The 24,422-nt window shown below is 35.5% G+C and carries 23 protein-coding genes; all 23 read right to left on the bottom strand.

Annotated elements, in window-relative coordinates:
* Nucleotides 1–863, bottom strand: an 863-nt coding sequence (locus HMPREF3103_RS02210) for a sugar kinase (protein WP_246826942.1), incomplete at its 3' end; no start/stop codon positions are given.
* Nucleotides 864–917: 54 nt separating this feature from the next.
* Nucleotides 918–1,547 carry a bifunctional 4-hydroxy-2-oxoglutarate aldolase/2-dehydro-3-deoxy-phosphogluconate aldolase gene (locus HMPREF3103_RS02205; protein WP_070437061.1) on the bottom strand — a complete coding sequence of 210 codons (630 nt, stop codon included), beginning with the start codon at nt 1,545–1,547 and terminating at the stop codon, nt 918–920.
* Between the two features lie 53 nt (nt 1,548–1,600).
* Nucleotides 1,601–3,460: a heparinase II/III family protein gene (locus tag HMPREF3103_RS02200; protein WP_070437060.1), complete on the bottom strand. Its 1,860-nt coding sequence runs from the start codon at nt 3,458–3,460 to the stop codon at nt 1,601–1,603.
* 9 nt (nt 3,461–3,469) lie between these two features.
* Complete coding sequence (locus HMPREF3103_RS02195; RefSeq protein WP_070437059.1) at nt 3,470–4,285, bottom strand: PTS system mannose/fructose/sorbose family transporter subunit IID; 816 nt, start codon at nt 4,283–4,285, stop codon at nt 3,470–3,472.
* The gene (locus tag HMPREF3103_RS02190; protein ID WP_070437058.1) at nt 4,275–5,075 is read right to left on the bottom strand and encodes a PTS mannose/fructose/sorbose/N-acetylgalactosamine transporter subunit IIC; all 801 of its coding nucleotides are present in this window, start codon (nt 5,073–5,075) and stop codon (nt 4,275–4,277) included. Before HMPREF3103_RS02190 ends, HMPREF3103_RS02195 begins: the two co-directional genes overlap by 11 nt.
* 14 nt (nt 5,076–5,089) lie before the next feature.
* The gene (locus HMPREF3103_RS02185; RefSeq protein ID WP_070437057.1) at nt 5,090–5,590 is read right to left on the bottom strand and encodes a PTS sugar transporter subunit IIB; all 501 of its coding nucleotides are present in this window, start codon (nt 5,588–5,590) and stop codon (nt 5,090–5,092) included.
* Nucleotides 5,591–5,614: 24 nt separating this feature from the next.
* Nucleotides 5,615–6,796 (bottom strand): glycoside hydrolase family 88 protein, encoded by a 1,182-nt coding sequence (locus tag HMPREF3103_RS02180; protein WP_070437056.1) that lies wholly within the window; start codon nt 6,794–6,796, stop codon nt 5,615–5,617.
* Between the two features lie 64 nt (nt 6,797–6,860).
* Complete coding sequence (locus HMPREF3103_RS02175) at nt 6,861–10,175, bottom strand: polysaccharide lyase family 8 super-sandwich domain-containing protein (RefSeq protein ID WP_168132807.1); 3,315 nt, start codon at nt 10,173–10,175, stop codon at nt 6,861–6,863.
* Between the two features lie 134 nt (nt 10,176–10,309).
* The gene (locus HMPREF3103_RS02170) at nt 10,310–10,999 is read right to left on the bottom strand and encodes a GntR family transcriptional regulator (RefSeq protein WP_070437054.1); all 690 of its coding nucleotides are present in this window, start codon (nt 10,997–10,999) and stop codon (nt 10,310–10,312) included.
* A gap of 101 nt (nt 11,000–11,100) precedes the next feature.
* Nucleotides 11,101–11,898, bottom strand: coding sequence for a gluconate 5-dehydrogenase (locus HMPREF3103_RS02165; protein ID WP_070437053.1), 798 nt, complete (start codon nt 11,896–11,898; stop codon nt 11,101–11,103).
* A 15-nt stretch (nt 11,899–11,913) separates the two neighbouring features.
* The gene (kduI, locus tag HMPREF3103_RS02160) at nt 11,914–12,744 is read right to left on the bottom strand and encodes a 5-dehydro-4-deoxy-D-glucuronate isomerase (protein WP_070437052.1); all 831 of its coding nucleotides are present in this window, start codon (nt 12,742–12,744) and stop codon (nt 11,914–11,916) included.
* A 427-nt stretch (nt 12,745–13,171) separates the two neighbouring features.
* Entirely contained in the window at nt 13,172–13,693 is a 522-nt protein-coding gene (locus tag HMPREF3103_RS02155) for a YjbQ family protein (protein WP_049554422.1), read from the bottom strand.
* Between the two features lie 2 nt (nt 13,694–13,695).
* Nucleotides 13,696–14,385, bottom strand: a complete 690-nt coding sequence (locus HMPREF3103_RS02150; protein WP_070437051.1) for a triose-phosphate isomerase — start codon at nt 14,383–14,385, stop codon at nt 13,696–13,698.
* Nucleotides 14,386–14,400: 15 nt separating this feature from the next.
* On the bottom strand, nt 14,401–15,225 hold the full coding sequence (locus tag HMPREF3103_RS02145; RefSeq protein ID WP_049554420.1) for a class II fructose-bisphosphate aldolase: 825 nt from the start codon (nt 15,223–15,225) through the stop codon (nt 14,401–14,403).
* A gap of 2 nt (nt 15,226–15,227) precedes the next feature.
* Nucleotides 15,228–15,512, bottom strand: a complete 285-nt coding sequence (locus HMPREF3103_RS02140; RefSeq protein WP_005605792.1) for a PTS sugar transporter subunit IIB — start codon at nt 15,510–15,512, stop codon at nt 15,228–15,230.
* An 11-nt stretch (nt 15,513–15,523) separates the two neighbouring features.
* On the bottom strand, nt 15,524–16,849 hold the full coding sequence (locus HMPREF3103_RS02135) for a PTS galactitol transporter subunit IIC (RefSeq protein WP_070437050.1): 1,326 nt from the start codon (nt 16,847–16,849) through the stop codon (nt 15,524–15,526).
* A gap of 96 nt (nt 16,850–16,945) precedes the next feature.
* On the bottom strand, nt 16,946–17,410 hold the full coding sequence (locus HMPREF3103_RS02130; protein ID WP_070437049.1) for a PTS sugar transporter subunit IIA: 465 nt from the start codon (nt 17,408–17,410) through the stop codon (nt 16,946–16,948).
* Nucleotides 17,400–19,352 carry a BglG family transcription antiterminator gene (locus tag HMPREF3103_RS02125; protein WP_070437048.1) on the bottom strand — a complete coding sequence of 651 codons (1,953 nt, stop codon included), beginning with the start codon at nt 19,350–19,352 and terminating at the stop codon, nt 17,400–17,402. Before HMPREF3103_RS02125 ends, HMPREF3103_RS02130 begins: the two co-directional genes overlap by 11 nt.
* Before the next feature lie 275 nt (nt 19,353–19,627).
* The gene (gene rhaD, locus HMPREF3103_RS02120) at nt 19,628–20,464 is read right to left on the bottom strand and encodes a rhamnulose-1-phosphate aldolase (protein WP_070437047.1); all 837 of its coding nucleotides are present in this window, start codon (nt 20,462–20,464) and stop codon (nt 19,628–19,630) included.
* Between the two features lie 83 nt (nt 20,465–20,547).
* Nucleotides 20,548–20,904, bottom strand: a complete 357-nt coding sequence (locus HMPREF3103_RS02115; protein WP_070437046.1) for a cupin domain-containing protein — start codon at nt 20,902–20,904, stop codon at nt 20,548–20,550.
* Nucleotides 20,905–20,919: 15 nt separating this feature from the next.
* Nucleotides 20,920–22,491, bottom strand: coding sequence for an autoinducer-2 kinase (gene lsrK / locus HMPREF3103_RS02110; RefSeq protein ID WP_070437045.1), 1,572 nt, complete (start codon nt 22,489–22,491; stop codon nt 20,920–20,922).
* Nucleotides 22,464–23,423, bottom strand: a complete 960-nt coding sequence (locus HMPREF3103_RS02105) for a sugar-binding transcriptional regulator (protein ID WP_005605804.1) — start codon at nt 23,421–23,423, stop codon at nt 22,464–22,466. Before HMPREF3103_RS02105 ends, lsrK begins: the two co-directional genes overlap by 28 nt.
* Nucleotides 23,424–23,533: 110 nt before the next feature.
* A complete protein-coding gene (gene lsrF / locus HMPREF3103_RS02100) occupies nt 23,534–24,415 on the bottom strand; it encodes a 3-hydroxy-5-phosphonooxypentane-2,4-dione thiolase (protein ID WP_005605805.1) in 882 nt (293 codons plus the stop codon).
* Between the last annotated feature and the right edge of the window lie 7 nt (nt 24,416–24,422).

Below are 24,422 nucleotides of genomic sequence, written 5' to 3'. Positions count from 1 at the left end.
TTTAGAACGCCGTTTAGAATTCCTGCAGCAAAAGCATCTCCTCCACCTACTCGGTCGATAATTGGATTAATATCATAGAGTTTGGATTCTACAAACACTCCATCTTCGCCTATAAAGAATCCTTGTAATTCGTTATGATTTGTTGAAATGACATTTCGTTTGGTTGAATACAACACTTTAATTTTTGGATATTTTCCTTGAACTCGCATGTAAATTTCTTCCAGCGAAACATCTTCGTCTTCTGATGCTACTTTCAAGAAATGAATCGCATCAAGTCTACCCGCAGAAAGGATATCTACATAAGGCAAGATTTGTTGGAAACAAGGATAGGCTTCCTCATAACTCCACAACTTACTACGATAGTTCATATCAAAACTCACATAGCATCCATATTCTTTCGCTTTACGGACGACTTCAACCGTCCAAGCTTGCCACTTCTTAGAAAGAGCTGGTAGAATTCCTGAAATATGAAGCAAATCAGTATCAATAAAGATTTCGTCTAGATTCCAGCATAGTTCATTTAAAACGGAAATACTAGAATATAAGCGGTCGTATGTAACACGAGAAGCACGTCCCGCATTTCCTTGTTCTAAAAAGTAGGTTCCTAATCTTCCATATTCTGTCGCTACTAGATTCGTATTGATTCCATTCATTCGTAATCTTGAACTTACAGCATCGTTTAAAGGATTATCTTGTGGTAGAACCGTTGCCACAGAAACGTCATGGCCAAAGTGCGCTAAAGAAATCCCTACATTTGCTTCAGCTCCACCATAGCAGACTCTGAACTCTTTTGTACTTTTTAACCGTACATCATCTGCGGTCGATAATCTTAGCAAAATTTCACCTAAAGTGATGACTCTCATCTTGACTCCTCTTTTCTTAAATTGAATTTTTTTAGAAGGATGAATTACCTCCAATTAATCCGCTAAAGCATTCACAAATTCTTTGGCAATTCGTGTTACACTTTCATACCCTTCTGTTGCAACTTTCGCACCAAGAGCACTTCCTACACCTACTGCTACTGCGCCTTTTTCTTTCCACTCTTTAATATTGGCTAGAGAAACTCCACCTGAAGGCATTAAATTTACATTTGGAATTGGGCCATGAATATCTTTAATAAATGAAGGTCCTAAAACTCCACCAGGGAATAGTTTGATGATTTTTGCTCCACCATTCATCGCTTGCACGATTTCTGTCGTAGTTGCACAACCTGGGAAGTAATCGATATGAGCTTCATGAGCAACCTTTTGAATATGTGCATCATAGTGAGGACTTACTAAAAATTCCGCACCAGCAGCAATTGCTTCTTTAGCCAACTCTACTGTCATAATCGTTCCAGCACCAATGACAACTTCTGATTTTTTTGCATAAAGAGCTTTCAATTCAGTAATTGCTTTAGAAGCCTCAGGTGTTGTATAAGTCACTTCAATATTTTTAATTCCACCTAATACAGAATGTTTTGAAATTTCAATCGCATCATCTGATGATTTTCCACGAATAACTGCAAAAATATAGTTTTCTTTTAATTGATCTAATACACTTGACATGTCCTTTCTCTCCTTTATAAATCCGTCTTTGCTATGAAACAAAGGTTAGTTTTTTATCTGAATCTTATTTTCTGATTATTTTTCTCAGCAACCATTCTCCCATAAACGATATTTCCATTTGAATCTTTTAGATATTTCAGTCCATTATGAATATCTTCTGGAGAATAATAGATCGTTAACTCTCCACTCTTGGTTTTACATTTTATTTTTGTCCCTCTTTCTTCTCCTGGACAATCTAGGCGAGGGATGCTCTCCTTCTCCACTGAATAAGGTTCCAATGCAATACATGTAAAAATGGGATCTTTTTTATTTCTGATTTTTAATTGAATGCCTTCATCCAACGAATTGTATCGTTTAGAATATTGGATAGCCTCTGTAACCATCTCTCCATTCGTCCAGAACCTGGAATACACATCATTCGAATGTTTCGTTGGGATGATAAAGTTTTGGGCTAAAGCATGTCCACTTTCTTCTTCATCAATCACCAAAAGAAGTTTTGCTTGCGTATCCAAAATCATTTTTCGACTAACATAAGCTCTACTAGAAGTTTCATTATCTTTCATAGGAATACTCCATTGTGCTTCAAAATAATAGAGAGCTTCCTCCTTTTTCATCTGAATCGATAAAGGTTTTGCTACCCAATGATATCCCCATGAATTTTCAATAGAAGGATAATGCCCTTTTTCTACTAAAACCGTATTTTGCATCCGTTCTGATTTAAAGCGAACTCGATTTTCACATTCCGTGTAAGTATATCGTCCGGGATGTGTCATAAAATGAACTCCATCCATTTCTAAACTGATTGCTCCGAGGGATGCATGACCATGTGAGCTTCCATGAAGGCCACAAAACAGACTGAAGTAAATATCTGAACTTTTTACAACCGCTAATCCGCCTACTTCATCATAAAACCAGTCTTCGAAATTCACTTTATGTTTTTTATCAAACGCTCTCCCTGAATATAAAACTCCCATTGTATACTCTGGACATTCACTCTCAAACCCCAGCAAATGATAGTAGGAATGGACCCAAGAAAAATCAACCGTATCACTGTCATTTAACGCTAAAAGCATGTGAGAGGAATTCGATAAATAATAGCTCGCACGAATGGGTTCGATCAAAACTTCCTTCCAAATGTGTTGATCCTCATCTCCCATGTAACAAGCAATCTGAAATAAATAAGCAAAACACATTACAACTTGATGATGATACAGTGGACTTTGTTCCCAATGAAGTCCCGTTTTTGTAAACTGAAGAGACGCTTGCTTTAAAAGTGTTTCTTTAGCCCACAAATACAGCTCAGGTTGTTCATCAAAGAAATATACGAAAGAAAGAACACCACTGACTGCAAGCACTCCCCAGTTACTTAGAAGATGCTTCTCTTGTAAATGAGTACGAATATAATTAACATGCAAAGACATCGCTTCTTGAATTTGCTTTCTTTCTACCTCACTAAACTTTGATAGAGGAAGATAGGTTAAACTTTTCACCCAATTCATTAAGCGGATGCCTGCATCCAAAACTCTCCATGAAGCTTCTGGGTGAGAAATCTCTTTTTCATTTTCCAAAATAAAATCAAAAACGATTTCCTTCCACTTTTTCAAGTATTTTTCTTCTTTTGTTATATAAAATGCCACAGCTAAATCAACCAGATATCCTTGCCGATTTAACATGAAGATCCATTCCATATCTCCATTTGGCGTTTGGTGCCATTTAAACTCATGAAATGAATATTTTTCAAAACACGTTTCCATATCCATTTGATGATCATAGTAGACTAAATCCTGGTCAACTAAAGCATCTACTCTAGAAAAAAGTTCAAGCAGAAACCCACTTGAACTTTTCCCTATCTTTTTTAGAAATTCTTCTTTTAACCAAAATCTAGATTGATATGTCTCTAGATTCGTAAACATCTCATCACCTTATGCTAAAATTCCTAGAACAGAAGCTAAGATACCAATTGCGAATAATAGGATTAATAATTGATAAGTGTTCCATTTTTTCTTCTTCAATAGATAGAACACTAATACTGTAATTAATACTGGTAATAATCTTGGCATCATTTTATCTAAGATTTTTTGGATAGAAACGATTTGTTCTTCACCAGAACTTACAGTTGTCGCATATTGAATGGCAATTTTAGCTTTTACAAATGAGGCTGCTAATGCAGAGATAACAGTTACCCCAACAATATTGGCTGCTTCAGAGATTTTGCTAATTTGAGCGCTTAAAGTTTTAATAGCATTTGTCCCTAAACGATATCCAAGATATCCCATGAATACTTTGATAGCAAACATACTTAATAACATTGCCAACCAATATCCCATTGGAGCAAATCCTAGACCATCTAGAGCTAAACCTGCAAAGATTGTAGAGAACAATGGCGCTAAACCGAATTGTGCGATAGAATCTCCAATCCCTGCTAAAGGACCCATAAGAGCCATTTTAATACTACGTACAGAATCAATACTTTGACCATCTTCGTACATCGCTAATTGTAAGTTCGAAATAAACGGTACTAAATGTGGACTTGTGTTATAGAACTCCAAGTTTGCTTTAGCAGTTTCTTTTAATTTTTCTGGATCATCTTTATAAATCTTCTTTAAGCCAGGTAAGATAACGTTTAAGTAGCTGACCCCTTGATAAGTATTATAGTTGAATCCATTTTGTAAGATGTATGATCTTAATGATGTTCTAAAATAATCACGTTTCGTTAATTTATTTTTTTTAGATTCCATTGCTAAAATCCTCCACTTCGCTAGTTTGAACTGTTCCCACAACAACTTCTTGTTTATTAGAATTTTGGTAGTAAGCAATTAATGCAAATACTGAACCAACTAATGCTACAGCCATTGTTGGTAATTCTAAGTAAGCCACGCAGATATAACCAAGGATTACGTATGGAGTTAATTCTTTCTTCAACATTACAGATAAAATCATTGCAAAACCGATTGCAGGAATTAACCCACCAGCTACACCGAAACCACTAATCAACCATTTTGGTAAAGCATTAACAAATGCTTCTAATGCTGGACGGCTTAGTGCAGACAAGATACCAATAATGAAACCAGCAACTGCTAAACCGATATAAGTTGAGTGTGCGATTAGTTTAAATTTACCAAAGTGACCATTTTCAATCGCTTTTTCAGCCATTTTTGGATTACCAGCGAAGAATGTGTATAAGAATGTTGTAACGAATTGGAATAATACCGCAAATGGGAATGAAAGTGCTAATGCATTTTCAGGTGTAATCCCTTGATCTTTTAATGTAATTACCATGATCGTACCTACGATACCAGGTCCTACTGGGTTAGGTGGAACTGTACCACCAGCACCTACCCCGAATCCCATATAAGCTAATTCAGCTAAAGCTCCGAATGTTAATGCTGTAGGAATGTCTCCTAAAATTAACCCTACAAAAAACGCCATAACAATTGCTCTGTTTGTATAAATTCCTAGTAACATCCCTGAATAACAGAATGCTGTTACTAGACCAATCAAAATACCTTGCATTAATGAAATTTCCATTGTTCTCCCTCTTTTCAGCTAATCATTTCTAATAATTTTTCTAAAGTTTGTGCTCCGTCATTCGTAACTGGAGAAGTTTTTGTATTGAATTGAACATTGAATTTTTCTTTCATTGTTCGAAGTGCTTGTTTATCTTCTTCTCCTAGATAAATGAATTGTGATACTTTATCCTTTCCAGGAGCTGCATGAATGTTACCTACATTCACATTTTCCATTGGAAATCCTAGTTCACATAAGCAAAGTGCATCCGCTGGACTAGATACTACTACAAAAATTGTTTGGTGTGGGGCAGCTTTCCAAATAATTTCAGCAGTTCTTTGAATCGTCCAAAAACGTACATTCACTTCTTTTGGCAGTACAGTTGTCATTAATGTTTGTTGTAATTCATCTGTTGACACTGCATCATTTGCACAAATGGCTAAGTTAACTCCTAAACTCTTAATCCATAATTGTCCTTGACCATGGATAAGTCTTTCGTCAATTCTGACCATTTTAATGTTTGGTTTGTTTTCCATGTTTTCATTCCTTTCTTTTCTTTTTTACCAGTACATTTCCCAGTCTTTCTTTTTACGCATAAGCGCTTCTAGATAGAAGTAATCACCCCAAATATTTCCCTCGTTAACCCCCTTCCCTGAATGCCATGAATATACTCCTTCATTTAATAAGGCAACGATAGTAGATCCTTTTTTATCCGTATATTTGGTGATTAGGTTATATAGAATTCTGTCTGCCCATTTTTCATACTCTTTAACCGCTTCATTATTTGGAAGCTCTTTAGCCATTTGCTGGATACCACAAACTGCAATGGCAGCTGCAGAAGTATCTCTTGGTTGACCTGAAGTATCATCAAAGATTAAGTCCCAATAACATACAAAGTCTTCCGGCACACGATTTAAGAAGTAATTTGTTACTGCTTGGAAATATTCAACATTAGTTTCGGCTGGAGCGTACGCATTGCATAGTGCAATTCCATAAATTAACCACGCTTGCCCTCTTGCCCATGCAGAATCATCTGAATATCCTTGTCTTGTTTTTCCATATGCAGGTTCTCCTGTTTCTGGATCAAAGTAGAAAGTATGGAAAGCAGAAGCATCTTGACGAATGGCGTTTTTTAACGTTGTCTTGAAGTGAGCTTTGGCCATTTCTTCATATTTACTATCTCCAGTTTCATTACTTGCCCAGAATAGAAGAGGAATATTTAATAAGCAATCCACGATTAAGCGGTAGTTATCACGTGCTCCTAATTCTCCCCAAGCTTGAATGAAGTTTCCTTTTTCTTGATATCTTGAAGCGAGTTGGTCCGCAGCTTTAATGGCCGCTTCTTTTGCTTTCTCATTTCCTGTTAGCTTATAAGCGCTGACACAAGAAGGCGTATATAGGAAGCCTAAGTCGTGGTGATTAACTTCGATTAATCGTTCAATTCGTTCAATGAAGGAATCCACATTCTTTTCGGCAGCTACTTTATATTTCTCTTCCCCAGTAAATTCATAAGCGAGCCACAACATTCCAGTCCAAAAACCATTGGTCCATTCGATATTTTCCATCGGTTTATAGTCATTATCGAATGTTGCCGGCGTTGGGAATTGTTCCCCCAACTGCTCTAAGTTACTATCAATTTTTTCTAAACAAACTTTGATTGCTTCATCTACTAAAGCTGGAGTTAAGACCTCCGACTCATTCGATTTATACGCTTTCAAAAGTTCGATATTTTTATCAATCATTTTTGCACCTCTCTATAAGGCAACTTAACACGTTAACTTGTTAAGTTCATTGTACCCTATTTTTTTATTTTTGTAAACGTTTTTTTGAAAAAATAAGTGAAATTGTTAATAATAAAATTCCAAGTAACGTATACACTTCAAAATTCTTAGCCCCTGTAGCAGGTAAAGTCTCTTCTTTTGTTGTATTGGAGTCTTTTGAATCTTCTGTGTTTCTAATTTCAGTAGTTGATTCACTTGAACTTTGTTGTGTTTGCTCTTGAGTTTGTTCCTGAGTCGTTTCTTCTTCTGTTTGTTTTTTCACTAAATACGTGTAATATCTAATCTTGTTTTCAACAGTAGGTTCTGTTGAATTTTGTAATTCGTATTTGCCTGTGTTGAGTGCTGGTAGTCCTGCTGAAGGATCTTCTGGATTTAAGAATGCAATGTCTAGCTTATTGCCCTCTTTTTTAATGGTATAAATTCCTTTCTCTTTTAATACAAGGCCATCTTCTAATGTCAACTCAGAGTCATCATATTTTACAACTCCGTAAATTTGATTCGTCTTATCAAAGACTGCTTGCGTTTTTTCAGAATTTTCTACAACTTGAATGTCATCGTTGTTCTTTTCCTCTTCAAACTCTTTAGCTGAACGATTTGGATAGAGGACATACGCATATTTATTATTCGTAGCGTCATGTGGTTGAACAATTGAAATGAAGCTATTTTCTACTTCTTCATCACTTTGTCCTTCATTAATATCCTTCCAAGTTCCTTTACGGTTTTCTTTTTTCACATTAACAGTTGTTGGTTCTAGGAATTTATATCCAATATTCATTTGCGTGTTTTGAGATTTTAAGAGTAAATCTTTCACTTGCATTTTGGTATCCGCGTCTGAAACAGGAACTTCCTTTCCGTCTGCAACGACACTATAATCATTCTTCGAAGCACTACGATTTCTTGATGCTCTTTGAATTTTACGATTATCGACTACTGTATAAGCTTCATTGTCCGTACTGTTCTTAATATCCGAACCGAGGAATACGATTCGATCTCCTAAAATGAACCATGATTTTTTAGCAGTCAGTGTCTTATTCCAGTTTTGGAAGTCCATCGCAACCGTTCCGTATTTATTTCCTAGCGCTGTACTTCCAACAAATGAATGATCCATTGTCGTCATTCCAGATCCTTTTTTCCTTACTTCATTCGTTTCTGTAATCCCTGCAAGTTTGTATGGATCGACTGTCGCCCAATAATCGTCACTATAATGACTTAAATCATCATTGTAGAGATAAGAGACACCATCACTTGTATACCAACCTTTGGCATTTTCATTATTCATGAATTCGTAGTTTTGAATCTTATTCGAATACATGCTAATTCCGAATGCAAATTCACGTTCTTTATTGTAGTAAGCAACTTTATCCATTGCTTGATAGAGTTTGAGATAAGTGTCCCTAGGAGTCGCCTCCACCATCGGATTGTACATTAGACTTTCAAAGAGATGAACATCGTAGAAAGACTTCAACGATTTAAAGGTATCGTAGAAATTATCGGAAGAAACGATGTCTTTTACTAACCCTTGAAGTTTCGCTTTTTCTTGTTGATCACTTGCTTCTGCAATTCTTAAAATACCTCTTAAAACTTCCACGGCTGCATAGTGATCATTTTGAACTTTTCTGCTAAGTGAGCGACCTCTTGTCATATCCATCAATCCACCCTTATAAATCAAAGGTAAGAATCCTTGATGAATCCAGTGATAAAGAACGTTTAATTTGTCATTACTGATCTTATAAGGACTTGCTTGGATAACAGGAAGTAATTGAGAAAATCCATCAATTAATACATTCCCGTATGCCCCTGTATAAGCAATATTTGTATGATCTACATAAGAACCATCGTAGTAGAACCCTTCGCCCTCAGAAACTAATGCTAATACATTACTTACGGCTTGAATTGAGCGTTCTAATTTAGCGTCATCTTCAAGGAGGAGCGCTTCAATGATTTTAACTTTCCCCAAATCTGAAAGGTTCCCACCAACAGCTGTTTTACCACGGTTTTGGCTGACCATGATTTTAGATGGGTCTGGAACCATCTTGCTCACTGGTTTTAAGTATTTCGCAATTTCTTCTTTACTGAAATAACGATTCATAATCGTTAGGATATTATTGATGGCACGAGGCACTCCAATTTCATAATCCCACCAATTTCCTTTAGACTCAGTATTTTCATTGTAGTAATGGTCATACATTAATTTCATACTATGCTTAACCACTTGAATAACTTTGTCATCGTTATAGTATTTTGAGTTTTTATTCGTAACTGATTTTGCAATTTGCTCTACGCGTCTATACGTCTTCGTTAAATTGGCTGATTTAGAGTAATCCCCAACTGCATCCCAAATTTTCTTTTCATCTTTTGCTAAGAAACTTGATAGATATCCTTCTACTTCTTTTTCATTAACGTTAAAGATTTCTTTCATATAACTACTCTCTGTAGAGTAAAAGTCATTCCCAGAAATCATAGCATCCCATTTTTTTAACAAGTTCTCATACGTTTCGTTTGGTTCAAGGACCTTCAAAGGAACCACTTTATCTTTGCTGTCTGGAGCGCTTACAACTAATTCAGTACTTCCAGCCTTTTTAGGAACAATTGCTCCGTTTTCGATGGTAGCAACAGAAGTATCCTTAATCTTATACGTATATTTTGAATCGAGAACCCAACGTTTACCGGTCGTTAGCATTACAGATTCATCAAAATCAATCTCTTTTGATGTTTGCGGTTGAGTTTCTTTTTTCTCCTCTTTTTTGGTTAAGCTCACATCATCGAATTGAACTTTCCCTTTTCCTGTTTCAAAGAATAACTCCACTCGGATTTTTGTCGCTTCACTTGCTGCGACAAACTCCTGCGTAATCGTCGTCCAATCATTATCTCCGACTAAGCTCTTGCTATACCAAAGTGGTGAAAGCTGTTTGTTATTGCTGTCATAAGACATAATGCGAACTCTAGCCCCAATTTTAGAGTCTAGTTTTTCCGTTTTAATTCTCACTGAAAAAGTATACTTTTGATTCGGTTCAACTGGAATATCTTGTCCTACTACCGCTCTCATTTCAGATTCAGCTTCCATTAAAAGATTCCCTTCATCTGTAATTTGAATTTTATACTTTCCTTTTTCTCCTTTAGCAATCCAAGGAGTATTCCAATCAACTGCTGATTTTCCAGTCCATTTTTCCCCTGTATCGAGGGTCGAATCAAACGTTCCATTTTTTACAAGATTGACTGTTTGTTCTGCCTGAGTTTCCTTATGATCCTCAGCATATACAAGATTTCCCTGAGAGACTCCCAGAGACGAAACCAAAGCAAAAGCTAAAACTAAACAGCTCGACCAAACTTTTTTCATCATGACCATCCTTCCGTTTTTAACTTAACGTGTTAACCCTATAAATGAATTCTACCACTCCTTTTAGAATTTGTAAACGGTTTATTTAATAAAAATTAAAAAAAATAAGAATCCCCCACATTAGGAGGATTCTTATTTTATTCAGCAATCAAATTAACTTCATAAAAATCAGGATGGATAAAGCTTTCTGAGTATTCAATCACTTCTTTGGTTGTATTGTTAAAGATTGTTTTCTTTACAATCACTACCGAATTGGTTTGGAGCTCGTTTGTTTCAGGAATATCCACTGTTTTAAATTCAATTGTCATGCTCATAGGCATATTTACTAAGTTATTTTCAATACCCAACTCTTTAGAGACACTTCCACCATCAGTAATATGACGAACTGCCTCTTCACTTAATAAGGTCGTTTGAACAAAACGCTTTTGAATTTTCCATAAAGTATCGTCAATCATCGCCCTTTGAACGATTTCATATAAAGGACCTTTCCCTTCAAATTGACTTAAAACGCGTTTATCTTCACAGATTTGTATCGAAGTCTCTACTCGTTCCGAATTCTTTTGCGGATTGAATTTCTTCGTTAGTCTTTCACTGAAACTAACTTTTCGATGCAACATGTTTTTACGAACGAAGGTCCCTTCTCCTTGTCTTCGAATCAAGTACCCTTCTGCCACTAAATCATTTAATGCTTTAACGACAGTTGTATTACTAACCTGATAGATTTTTTTCAAATCACCTTCGGAATAAATTTTAGAGCCGGGTTTAAATTTGCCTTCGTCAATCTCTTTTAAAATGTTTTGTTTTATAATTTCATACTTTGGTAGCACACACAAACACTTCCGTCCTTTTATTTTAAAGTCATCATAACAAAATAATTTCCTCAAGTAAACAGAATAAACACCCCTTCTACGGGAAGGGGCGTTTAAAATTAAGGTTGTTTACCGATGTACGCTAAAATACCGCCGTCCACATAGAGGATATGACCATTTACAAAGTCACTTGCACCACTTGCAAGGAAGATGGCCGGACCTTTCAAGTCTTCAGCTTCTCCCCATCTTTCTGCTGGTGTTTTTGCGATAATAAATTTATCAAATGGATGTCTTTCTCCATCAGGTTGAATTTCACGAAGAGGAGCTGTTTGTGGTGTCGCAATATAACCAGGTCCAATTCCATTACATTGAATATTGTAGCATCCATATTCTGATGCAATGTTACGTGTTAACATCTTCAATCCGCCTTTAGCAGCTGCATAAGCCGAAACGGTTTCGCGTCCTAATTCACTCATCATTGAACAGATGTTAATGATTTTACCGCCGCCTTTTTTAATCATTGAAGGAATAACGGCTTTTGATACGATAAATGGCGCATTCAAGTCGACATCGATTACTTGTCGGAAATCTTCAGCCGCCATTTCATGCATTGGAATTCGTTTGATGATTCCAGCATTGTTGACTAAGATATCAATCAGGCCTACTTCTGCTTCGATTTTTTTCACCATTTCTTGAACACCAGGTTCATCCGTAACGTCACAAACATATCCGTAAGCTTTAATACCCTTTTCCGCATAGTTTGCTAGCCCTTTTTCTACTCCACTTTCATTTCTATCATTAAATACGATAGTGGCACCAGCACTTGCTAAAGCTTCTGCAATCGCAAACCCGATTCCGTATACTGCACCTGTTACGAGTGCAACTTTGCCTTTTAATGAAAACATGTCATTTGTCATTTTACTTACTCCTCACTATTTAAGATCTTGCATTGGAACCATATCCATGTCGGTATAGGTGATGTTTTCTCCAGCCATTCCCCAGATGAATGTGTAGTTTGACGTTCCCACACCTGAGTGAATAGACCAACTTGGTGAAATACATGCTTCTTCGTTTCCAACGACTAAGTGTTTTGTTTCTTGCGGAGTCCCCATGAAGTGGAAGACTCTTGTATCAGGTTCCATATCAAAATAAAGGTATGTTTCCATACGACGTTCATGCGTATGACATGGCATTGTATTCCAAGAGCTACCTGGTTCAAGGACTGTGTACCCTAATTGTAATTGGCAGCTTTCGCATTGATTTGGATGAACATATTGATAAATTTTTCTTTGGTTTAATGTATTAGATTCACCCATGCAAAGTGGAACAATTTTTTCAATGCTTAATTTTTTGTTTGGATATTTATGATGTGCTGGAACGGACACAACGTAGAATTTCGCAGGATCTTCAGCAGAAATACTTGAAAAAGCAATTTCTCTTGTCTCTTTTCCGATGTAATATCCATCTTGTTTCACCATATTTTCTGAAACACCATCAATTTCAATGACACCTGGGCCCCCAATATTAATCACACCCATTTCACGTCTTTGAAGGAAGTATTCCACTCCTAACTCTGTAGATAATTCGATAGTTAATTTCCCTTCAACTGGCATTACCCCACCAAAAATCATGCGGTCGTTATGAGTGTACGTTAACTTCACTTGATTTGGTTCAAATACTTTCTCAACTAAGAATTCCTTTCTTAATTGCTCCGTAGAATAATGTCTGATGTCCTCTGGACTGTGTGTATATCTCGTTTCCATAGTTCTCCTCCTTAATTGATTCATAAAAGCTTTTTACTACCAAATCTTTTTTTCCTTTGGTAGCGCTCTCGCGTTCAGTCTAACACTAAACGAAACCAGTTTCAAGTAAAACTTAACGTGTTAACACGTAAACTTGTTCTTTTTAAAATATTTTCTGGCGTATTTCACAATATGTAGATTGGATGCGAACTTCAAAAACGCCTTAAAATAGATATAAATTAGCATTATATTTTAGTTCGAAATTCTCAGTTTCACAAAGCGAGGTGACAAAAACTTTTTTTTGATTTTTTCAAAAAAAGGTGCAATAAGAAAATCTTATTGCACCTAAAATGAATAGATGGCGACCAGTTTTTGGCAATTCTAGTTTTCGTTTTATTCATTTTCTTAACTAGTAATTAAAATATATTGCATGATTATTTTCATGCCTTTATTCTCCTAAAACAATGACTCTATACTTTCTTGTTCTTTCTCGTGTTTTATCAAAGTCGGCAAAATAAACATACCCAGTTTTACCAATTCCTAATTGACCATCCACTACTGCTAATGTTTCACTTGCACCTATAATAGTGGCCTTGATATGCGCATCTCCATTCCAAAGGTAGCTACGATCTCCATTTGGTAGCCATTCTTCTGGGTTAGGCCATGATTCTACTTCTTTATAGTGTGCTTCGCCTGGATAATTGTAACTTTGCGCATTTATATGGGGCGGAACTATACTTTCTAAGATTCGATTCAAATCTAATTGTAAGAAATCCACTCCGTCTTCATCTCGATCATGTGTATCTTCTTCAAAGAAAATAGAACATGTCGTATGTGCTGTTACAACTGTACAAGTTCCCGATTGAATACCACTTTCTAAAATAGTATCTTTTACACTTTGCGTAATATCCACATAGGATACAGCCTTTTCTTTTGTTTCAACTTTAAACTCTTTTTGAAATACACTCATGATTAACCCTCATTCATCACTTGATCAATCGCTTCAACCATTAATCTCAACATTTCTTTTGGATTTTCAGCTTTTACGATACCACTTGTGCAACCAGTACCTTCTGCGCCTAATTTAATAGTCCGATAGACATCCTTTTCATTCATAATTCCTGCACCTTGCATCATAAGAATATTAGGATTTACTGACTTCACTTGTTCATTCGTTTTCACAATATAAGAATCATCGCTGGTTTGTCCAGTACCAATAAGCTCTGTCGGTTCACAAAGCATAATTGTTGGCTCTAACATTGCAAGCATTCTCGCTTCTTGAATAGAATCCGCACATAGAACTGTAATCATTCCTAGTTCTTTTGCTTTATTTACGGACGCCACTACTTGTGATGTTGTTAATGGATGTTCGGCATGGTTTAAGAACGTTGCTCTAGCACCAGCATTATATAACGATGCTGGTAATACAGCTCCCATTCCCCTACCGCAATCAATTCCATCTAAATGTTGAGCCGTTACAATAATATTTTTTGTTTCACTCGCAACTCTACTAATATCTGCATATGGGCAAGTCACAAAAATACTAATTTCAGGATAAACCTCTGCTAAATGGTCCGCTTCTTTAGCTAACTCTAGTAATTCATCACCAAATAAATATGATTTGGGATTGAAGATAAAGAATTTGCTTTTTAAAATTTTCATATTTCTCCTCCTAATTTATTTGGTTTCAAATACTTTGTAATAATGTTCAAGAGTATTTTCCATACCCTTTCTTGATAAATTCACAATATCAATATAGTTTTCTACATATCCATCAGCAACTGCTTTGGCACCAGAGTATATAAAATCACTATAAATGTTAATCTTTGAAATACCATGTGTAGCACAACGATTTAGGTTATCATCTCCAGAACCTGACCCGCCATGCAATACCAAAGGAATAGTAAGTGCTTCATTCAACTCTTCTAACCGTTCAAAGTTTAATTTTGGAGTACCTTTATACAACCCATGAGAAGTACCAATAGAAACAGCTAATGAATCTACATTCGTTTCTTCAACAAATTTCTTAGCATCTTCAACACTCGTATAAATGGATTTCACCTCTTCATTATTCGAAGCAGCATTTGCTCCAACAAATCCAATTTCAGCTTCTACATCTACACCAAATTGATGTGCGTATTCCACAACGTCTTTCGTTTTACGAACATTTTCCTCAAATGTATCTAATGAAGCATCAATCATGACTGAATTAAATCCAAGTTCAATAGCACGTTTAATGAATTCAAAATCTTGACCATGATCGAGATGCAACACAACCGGAGTATTTGTTACTTCTTGGAAATAACGTCCAATTGCTGCTGCGTCTTCTAAACTTAAATATTGAGAATGTACTTGTGCATAAGCAAGAATTAACGGTAATTTTCTAGATTCGCTGATTTCACTGTATGCTTTTGCAGAATTCCAATCGATGAAATTAGTTGCTGGAACTGCATAATGCTCTTTTTTTGCATTTCCCAAAACATCTCTCATTCTTGCTTTCATGATTAAGCCTCCAATGCTTGTTTCAATTCATTCCATAAAGAATCGATTCCCATACCTGTAAGTAATGGCAATCCCATAATTACTTTATCTTTTACGGAATCAGGAACTACTGTTGTAGAAATAACTACGTCATATTCATCAAGTCTATTTACTTCTTCTGATACTTTAGATTGGAATACTTGCACTTTATCTTCGTACCCATTATCCTTCAACCACTGTTTTACTTTACCAACAACAACAGTAGATGTCGCAATACCAGAACCACACATAACTAATAATTTTTTCATAATATTCACTCCTATTTTGCAACTCGAACTTTATTAACATAGAATAGACCAGCTAATGATCCAACTAATACAACTGTTAAAATAATCCATGGGGCTGTTTGCCCAGCAAAGACAAATAACCAAGTTGGCCATAACCCACCTTCTGCTAGCGCTGTAATACTTGTATTTCCACCTAAATCAAAGTTAGCTGCTTTTGCTGCTTGCGTAACAAGAGGCGCAACCCATGATGTAATATAGAAAATACTTGTCATATAAATCGCTCCACCGACAACTGTACGAACAATATTTCCTTTAAATACAGCTGCCATTAAGCAGACTACGAATGGGATTGTTGCAAGGTCACCAAATGGTAATGTTTGGTTTCCAGGCAAAATGACTGCAAGTAAAATTGTAATTGGTACTAAAAGTAATGAACTTGATAATACTGCTGGATGTCCTACTGACAATGCTGAGTCCATACCAATATTTACTTCACGACCTGGGAAACGTTTTTGAACGAATTCGTTAGCAGCTTCTGAGATTGGCGTTAAACCTTCCATTAATAGAGACACCATACGTGGCATAAGAACCATTACAGCAGACATTTTAACACCTAATTGAAGAACTCCTTTTGCATCATAACCAGCTAAAAGACCCATTGCAATACCAATTAATAAGCCTAAAACTGTACTTTCACCAAACACACCAAATTTCTTTTGGATACTTTCTGGGTTAGCTTCAATTTTGTTAAATCCAGGAATACGGTCAAATAACCAGTTCAAAGGAATCGCAACTAGGAATCCAGGTGCTGAAGTTCCGTGTGGGAATGTAATATTAGGAAATCCATAGAATTTTTTGATTGCTGGTGCAATAAGATCTGCTAATAAGTAAATCATTACTAAATAAGTAGCAGTTGCATATAAACCCAATGTGAAATCTTGTGTAACTGCGTAAACTAGTGAAGCAACAAAGGCTGCATGCCAGAAATTCCACATATCAACCATCAATGTTTTTGTTAACCCTAAGAATAAAAGTAAAATGTTAATACCGATACCAATTGGAATAGCAAGCGAACCTAACAATGTACCATAGGAAATTGCTGCAGCAGCTGGCCAACCAACGTCAATTGTTGTTAAGTTTAAACCAAAACGTTCAACCATTGCTTGAGCCGCAGGTCCTAAGCTACCTCCTAGCAAATCGACTACCATATTTAATCCTACAAAACCAACCCCAACAATAATACCTGATACAAAGGCTTTTTTAGGTTTAGTTCCAAGAGCCATACCAAAAATAAAAATTAAAATTGGTAGAACAACAATGGCTCCTAAATCAATAAATTTTTGAAAAAATTCTAACATTATAATTTCCTCCTAATGTATAATAATCAGAATATCAGTCTGATACTGATGATTTAGTAACTTTCCGTCCTCCTCTCCTATTACTAAACCATTTAATTATTTAATATTTTTTAATGCTAATACTTCTTTTATCTCCGAGTTAGGTGTATTTTCATCCATGCTCAAGATTCTTTCCATTATGTCTTTATCCTGTAAGACTTCCATCAGTTGTTGAAGCATCGTCAATTGACTGTGTGCTTCTTTCAGCCCTAGCATAAAAATTACTCTCACTGGAACTTCAACATCATTTGTTCCCATTTGATAAAACGACACAGCTTCTTTCAATGTCATTAACGCCATTTGCTCTTTATTCACATGTTCTACATCTGTATGTGGGATAGCAATTCCATACGCTTCAAACTGCAATCCTGTCGGAAAAACATGCTCTCTATCAATAATTGCTTGTTTATAAGATTCTTTTACAATTCCTTTACTGATTAATTTATCAGCCAAATAGCTTAACGCTTCTTCTTTCGTTTTCATGTTTGGAACATTCATTTCAAAGACTTCCTCATTTAGCATTTTGGCTCACCTCCTTTAATAGTCTTTCCTTAATTTCATCACCATTATTCATGAACACCAATTCATTCATTAATTCTTGATTTTCAATCACAGAATATAATGCGATTAAACTATCTTTAAAAATCGGAATATCATTTTCTGCAACGGCAATAAGGATGATTAATTTAACATTATTTTTACCCCAATTAATCGGCTTATCTAATGTCATAAATATTAATTCGGAATGATTAACAAATCTTGGATCACAGTGAGGTAAAGCAACCCCTGTGTATACACTTGTACTACCTAACGTTTCTCTTTCAAGAATTGACTCTTTAAATCCTTGAATTCTCCGATTAGACAGGTCGCATTCATCAATCATTTTCTCAATACATTCTTTTTTATTTTTCACAGATACATGAATTAATTTAGGAGTCTTAATTAATGTTTGTAATGATTCCATGTTAAACTTTCTACCATCTAAACTTGTTCGCATTAATGTGTAATTATCGGTCATATGATCAGTGTAGAAACTTCTTATAGATTCAATTTCCCCTTTTGTAAGAATTGGGCTAACCTCAATCACAGGAATCGTTATATCTGGAAGCGAAATTGTAGAAATAATTAAATCGATATTGCTTAAATCATAAAAATCGATTTCTCGTACACTAATATTTGTAATCTTTGCATCTGCATCAAAAATCTTGTGGAGCTTACTCATGATTAATTCTGAAGTTGCGATACCATTTTGACAGATAACAACGACATTCAAAGGTTTTAGTATTTTTTCAATTGCCAATTGAAAATGAATTACGATAAATGCCAACTCTTCATTAGGAATATTGATTTCATAGTATTTACCCAAGTCTCGAATAGCGATCCAAATGACATTAAACAAACTAGAATACTGTTTTTTTATTTCCTCTATAGCCGGATTTGTAATGTAAATTTGATTTCGTAATCTGAAAATCATTTTTGAAATGTGGTTTGATAACATCAATTTCAAATGTTTGTCTTTAGTTAAGTCAAGACTAAGTAAAATAGATACTTTTTCGATTAATTCATTTACCTGCTCCTCAATATTTTGAATATAATCAGCTGATTGTATACTAAACCCGTAAGCAAGCAAACTATACGCCATTGCTTCAATCTCAAAGGGAGAAATTTCTGAAAAAGGCTTATCAATAATGTTCTCCAACAATTCTCCAGAAAAGAAATAAACTTCTAAGTGGTTAAGATCATTTATCAAGTTACTTGTTCTTTTCGTTAAGTAATTTTTTTGATCAGTTCTCTTTTTAAAAACTAGACATTCTGTAAGTAATAACCATGAATAATCATCTGAAAATTGGTGATGATATTTTTGAGATAATCTATCAATAGCCTCTCTACATTTTTCAACATCGCCTTTTGTAAAGAATCCTTCTAACCCTTTTTCACTACGGATTGTTTGATTTTGAGTTATATAAGAATATAATGCTTTTCTAATACTCCACTCATCACCATCCACATAAAAACAATCATGTTTGATTCGGATTTTCAAATCAAACTCTCCTAAATTGTTCTCTAATTTATCAATATCTCTATGAACAGTTGATTCTGTAACGAACATTTCTTCAGCAAACTCATAGATATCTAATTTATCTTGATTAATAAATAACCTTTTAATAATCTCTGATTCTCTATACTCTGGCGTATAATTTTCTGCCCCAGATTCAAATTTATTCTCCAAAAGAAAAGCATGAATCCTTTTTCTTTCTTCATCAGCAGATAACTTGATTCCTTTTCTTGGAACTTTAATAATTCTGCTGTTCAATGCTCCTTCTTCTAAAAAGAAATTTACTTTGTCAATATCTTGATAAACAGTTTTCGTAGAAACTCCGTACTTTTCAGATAATTGGTTTGCTGAGAGATACTCATTTTGTTTAAGCAAATATTCTAATAGGAAAATTTGTCTTGCATTCATGCGTTCACTCCCTAATCAATTCATTTCTACTGCAAGCGTTTTATCACACTTCTAGTATATGATATGCCTACAATTATTTTTATTCGTTCTAGTTCCAGATTAATGTGGAACTAATTATATTTTTATCTCTATTTATTATATTTTCATTAACATATAGCAACCATAATTAGATTTAATTCAGGTATTAATGGGAATATTTCAGATTTTATAATAGACTTTATAAAAATAAGAGATAGAACTATGTCTATCTCTTTTCTAATAAAAAATGAAGTTTCTTAATTATTTAAATATTTACCTTCTACTCCTAAAACATCACAAACTTTCTTCAAGTCTGCTTTTGATAAGACGTTGTTTTCGCGGATGCTCTTTCCGCTGACACGTTTTAGTTCTAAGGCAATATGTGCAGCTTTATCGGCTGTTTCGATGAGACCAAAGCAGTCTTGGTAGTCTTTTCCGGTTGAAAGCACTCCGTGTTTAGCCCATACGACAAGGCGATGAGTCTCCAGTTCACGCGCTGTATCGTCACCGATTAACTGAGTTCCAGGAACTTCCCAAGGCAATACAGCAATCCCGTCATGGAATACAACGATAGATTCTGTTAATACGGACCATAAATCAAGCGTTAATGATTCACTCGTTACTTCATCTAATAATGAGTAAATAACAATATTGGTCGCATGATTATGAATCACAACGCGGTGATTAGAATCCACTTTTAGTCTTGCTGCATGAGCTAATATATGCATGAAGATTTCACTGGTTGGACGTTTTCCTGTGACAAATCCTGCTACTACTCGGTACCCTTTTGGAGTCAATTGAATGATTCCTGTGTCCTCATGAGGTTGTAAACACAATGTTCTGAAGTGACTTCCTGAAGCAGTAATTAAGAGATACTCTCCTTGTACATGCTCAGGTACATCTAGAACTTCTACTTCATTTCTATTTGTATCGTAATAAGTATACAAGGTTCCTGCAAGGTCTGCTTCAATCGATCTAGCTTCCTCTTTTGTGAGACGATAACTTACATTGCCACCATTGTATTCATCCCAACCCTTATTCCACATGTCATATGTCACATGGCAGAGCTCATAAATATAATCTGGGTATGTCATACAAATCTCCTTTCAGTTCTTTTAAAAAATAAAAAATGATGATGACAATACCCCCTGTGAATCATTCATCAGGGGGCTCTATTTTAATCTTCTGGCTTGAAATCAGGGGTTTCAATCTTATCCACTTCTTGGAAAGGTGCCAATGTCGATACCATGACAATTGGTTCATCATAAGGATTTTTTACATAATGAACTTCATTTGGTTCAATATGAATAAACTCTCCTTTAGACAAAGTGACTTTTGCATCATCAACATAAATATCAATTTTCCCTTCAAGAACATAGAAATTTTCTTCCATAATTTCATGATAATGCGCTGGAAAATCTTGTCCCGGATTAAATCTTACTACTGCAAAATTGGAACGTGGCCCTTTCATTAAGTACTTTGGCCCACTATCACCAAAACGATAATCTTTCTCTTTTTCATCTAATACAAACATACAATCACTCCTTTATTATTCAGAACCTGGGGCAATCCACATATAATCTGTTAACCCCTTATCTGAAATATTTAGCAACTCTTTATAAAGCACTTGCCAATCATTGAAAATCTCTAAATATTTACGATGATTATCCATATCCGGTTCGTAAACTTTGTCAATTTGAACATATTGGGTTGTTTCTTCCAAATTATCGTAAACGCCACTACCAATCCCCGCTAGAAACGCAGCGCCTAGTGCCGTCGCCTCTTTTTCTTTTGGAGTAATCACTCTGATTCCTAAAATATCTGCAATCGTTTGTGACCATAACTCACTATAAGCGGAGCCACCCGCAAAGAAAATTTCATCTGGTTTATTTCCAGTGATTTCTTCAACCATTTTCAAGTGACCTAAGGTAATCAAACCCGCATTTTCCATAATGGACTTATAAAAGGTTTCTTTATTAAATTTTAAAGGGTCAATTGAAAAGTTTGTGAAAGTTGGGCTCGCGTGCTTCAAATTTCTAAAGTTCATGACATCCGCAAAAATCGAATGCATTCCATAACATCCAATTGGAATTTCTTTCGCTTTTTGATCCATGAGCGCATACACAGAAGTTCCTAATTGTTTAGCTAGTTCCACGTCTAAGTCTAAAAATGCATCCCTAAACCATCTCATCACGAGACCGGAACTCCAAGCAATTGCTTCTTGTTGCCACACAGAAGGAACCGAGTGGCAATTTACTCGAATTCTACCTCTGTCATCCACATAAGGTTTATCGGTATTGAATTCATATTGCCAAAAACTTCCTCCAAAAAGGGCAGCTTGATTTGGTTTAATGGATCCAACCCCAATACAACCTAGTTGAGAGTCTCCACCACCGCAAACTACAATCGTTGATTCTGAGAGGCCAGTTTGATGAGCAGCTTCAGCACTTACATTTCCTACTGGAACCCCACTTTCATAGACAGGTGGGAATATATCATCCTTTAAGCCACATTTCTTCGCTACTTCCGGTAACCATTCGCGTTTAGCTAGGTCAAATAATCCGCTAGTAGAAGAATTACTTGGCTCTGAAACGATTTTTCCAGTTAATTTGAATACAATCCAATCGTTTATCATGTTCATATATTTAGCCTTTTTGTAAAGATCTGGCTTGTTTTTTTGAACCCAAAGCAAACGTGGAACTGCACTCAATGCAAATGTTTCGCCCGTTTCAAGATAGATTTCCATTTCTAATGTAGGATGTTCCCTCTTTAATGAAATCACTTCTTCTTTGGCTCTAGCATCGATGTTAGAAAAACCAATTAATTCCTTTTGATTTTCATCATAAAGAATGAACCCTTCTCTCATTGAATCCGTTGAGATCCCTTTAATATCTTCAGGAGCAATATTATTTTTTTCTATTAGATTTCGAATACAGCGCTGGATAATCTCCCAGTTTTTTTCAAAATCAAAACCTACACTTCCTGGGTATTCATCATATACAGGATGTTCCCATTCAATTTGCTCAATAGCTTTTTGCACACCGTCTTTTTGGAATAAAATAGCTCTAAAACTCCCTGTGCCTCCATCGAGCGCTAATAAGTATTCTCTTCTTTCTTCCATGTGCAGTCTCCTAATAGAAGCTCTGCTGTGTTTTCATCCGTAATTAATACATTAACAAAACCATGTGTAATAGCAGTATGAATAATTGGAAGTTTTGCGTCTCCTCCAGCTGCAACAATGATATAATCATAATTTTTAAGTTTATCTAGCTTGGTACTGATGATTCTGTCTTCAATCTCATCATCAACGAGATTGCCATCCTCATCCATAAAGTGCATTAGCATATCTCCAACTGCACCTTTACTCTTTAAGCTTTCAAACTTCTCAGGTGTGAGAAGACCTGATTTCAGTATGGTCGAATGTTCTTGCATTCCACCTAAACTAGAAACAACTACATTGATTTTCTCCGTCATTTCGACAATATCGGATACTGATTTTTCTTTCAAAATTGCTTCCGTTAATTCTTTACTACCTACAACTAATGGAGCAGGAATTAAATAGTGTTTAATATCAATGATTCCATTTCCAATCTGTCTGATATAGGGCATTACTCCACCAGTCATGGAGATGACAGATAGATTTTTATCCGTCAATCCTGATAAATGTCTGAGGAAGGCTCCCATTGTTTCACCATAACCAACTCCAACGAATGCATCATCTTTAATTAAATCATTCAGATACATGGCCGTAGCTTGTCCTAAATCTTCCGCTAAGTTTTCATTGCTACTCCATGGCACAACAAAGACATCTTTTAAATTGTATTTTTCTATTAACTGTTGTTCAATCTTGTTTTTATCCCGATAGACTGTCGAAAAGTGGAAACGAACAATTTTCTTTTGACGTGACTCTTCTAACATTTTGATGATTTTAATTCGACTGACAGAAAGACGATCTGCAATCTCTTTTTGAGTCAAACCATCAATATAATAGAGCCATGCAACCTTATAAAGTAATGAATCTTTATAACGTTTATCTTTTTCAGAAAAATCCATTTTATTTACCCTCTTTACGAAAATCTTAACTGAATAAAGTATACACTACCCAAAAGAATTAGGGAAATAACACTCGTCTTCCCTAACCCTTTCATACCTACATTTTCAGATTATCGATTGATTAAATCTGTATAGTATTCAAATGCTTCTTTGTCCGTATATTTTTCATGAACAATTTTTGCAATACTCTTAGCCATTTCCGTTGGATGCATACTTTGGAAAATGTTACGACCCATATCCAACCCTTTTGCTCCTCCTTGAATAGCTTTATAAGCTAACTCTAATGCTTCTTTTTCAGGTAATTTTTTACCTCCCGCAACGACAATAGGTACCGGACATGCAGCTACTACTTCTTCAAAATTATCACAATAATATGATTTGACTAAATTAGCTCCCAGTTCGGCTACGATACGAGTTGCTAGTTTGAAGAAGCGATCTGTTCTTTCCATATCTTTTCCGACTGCTACAACTCCCATCGTTGGAATGCCATAACGATTACCAAGGTTAACCGCTCTAGATAAATTATCTAAGCTTGATAATTGTCCTTCAGCTCCGATAAAAGTTTGAACGGCTAAGCAGTCTGCGTTTAATCGAATTGCTTCTTCAATATCCACTGCTAAGATTTCATGACTTAAATCGTCATTCAACATCGATGAACCTGAAGTCACTCGTAAAGCTGTTGATTTTCTCCAACTTGGATCAACACTTGTTCGAATCGCTCCACGTGTACCCATCAAGCAATCTACTTCTGGTGCGATTTTTGGAAGCACGATATCTAGACGTTCCAATCCAGCTGTTGAGCCCATGAAATACCCATGGTCAAAAGCAAACATCACTGTATTCCCGCTTTTAGGATTGAAAATATTCGCTAAATGTTTTTTCATTCCGTAATCGACATTATGAGCCCCTTTCACAAAAAACTGATCTAATGTCTTAACCGGTTGATCGATATAATATTCTTTTGAAACTTTTAAACCTTCTAAATCTGCCATTATTTTT

Source organism: Granulicatella sp. HMSC30F09, assembly GCF_001806915.1.
In the GTDB taxonomy this organism is placed as follows: Bacteria; Bacillota; Bacilli; order Lactobacillales; family Aerococcaceae; genus Granulicatella; species Granulicatella adiacens.
This window is presented reverse-complemented; position numbering and strand designations above follow the sequence as displayed.